This window comes from Mesorhizobium sp. M7D.F.Ca.US.004.01.2.1, from assembly GCF_003997785.1.
Taxonomy (GTDB): domain Bacteria; phylum Pseudomonadota; class Alphaproteobacteria; order Rhizobiales; family Rhizobiaceae; genus Mesorhizobium; species Mesorhizobium loti.
Genome location: NZ_RZRQ01000693.1, coordinates 1 through 947, shown reverse-complemented (window position 1 = coordinate 947; position 947 = coordinate 1). Strand labels below are relative to the sequence as shown.

Sequence of the window (947 nt, the reverse complement as noted above, 5' to 3'; positions counted from 1 at the left end):
CGGATCGTGCCAGGTTTGGCCAACTCGTTATATCAGTCGCCAGGCTGTGGCGGCGCGCGGCCGACAAGGCGCTTGACGATTGCGGCCTATCGCATGCCACCGCCATGCCGCTGGTGATGCTGTCGCGGCTCGGCGACAATCTCCGCCAGGGCGTGCTTGCCGATCATCTCGGCTTCGAGGGACCGTCGCTGGTGCGCATCGTCGACCTGCTGGTCGAGGAAGGGCTGGTGACGCGCACCGAGGACGCGTTCGACCGGCGGGCCAAGATCCTGTCGCTGACCGATGCCGGCCGCAGCCGAGTGACCGAGATCGAGCGCTTGCTGTCGGTGCTGCGGGCCGATCTGCTCAAGGACGTTGGCGATAGCGAACTGAATGGCGCCGTGCTTCTGCTGGGCCGGCTGGAGGCGATGTTGAGCGAACTGGGCTGACCGGCCAGAAGCCCGGGCCTCAGACCAGCGGCTTGAGTTCCTGGGCAATGGTCGGCAACAGCTCCGAGACATTCGGGTGGATGTGCACGGCGCGCGCCAGCGTGTCGACCGGGGCCTTGGCGTACATCAGGTCGAGCACGCAATGCACCGCCTCGTCGCCGCCGGGGCCGAGGACCGAGCAGCCGAGGATCTCCCTGGTGTCGGCGTCGACCAGGATCTTCATGAAGCCCTGCGTCTCGCCCTTTTCGACGGCGCGGCCGACGCGGGTCATCGGCCTCTGGCCGACCAGCGCGCGACGGCCGGATTTCTTCACCGCGGCCTCGGTCATGCCGCAACGGCCGAGCGGCGGGTCGATGTAGAGCGCATAGGCTTCGATACGGTCGCTGACCTTGCGCGGATCGTTGTCGAGCAAATTGGCGGCGACGATCTCGTAGTCGTTGTAGGAAGTATGGGTAAAGGCGCCCTTGCCGTTGCAGTCGCCCATCGCCCAGATGCCGGGTACGCTGGTCGGCCAGAGGC

The 947-nt window shown here is 66.7% G+C and carries 1 protein-coding gene and 1 pseudogene; one reads left to right on the top strand and one right to left on the bottom strand.

All coding sequences use genetic code 11. The annotated features are described in order from the left end of the window. Window positions 1–428, top strand: a 428-nt coding sequence (locus EN993_RS36230) for a MarR family transcriptional regulator (protein WP_348630460.1), incomplete at its 5' end; no start/stop codon positions are given. 19 nt (window positions 429–447) lie between these two features. On the opposite strand, the pseudogene EN993_RS36225 reads toward EN993_RS36230, so the two are convergent. Beyond that, window positions 448–947, bottom strand: a pseudogene (locus tag EN993_RS36225) (pyruvate/2-oxoglutarate dehydrogenase complex dihydrolipoamide dehydrogenase); the annotation flags it as partial.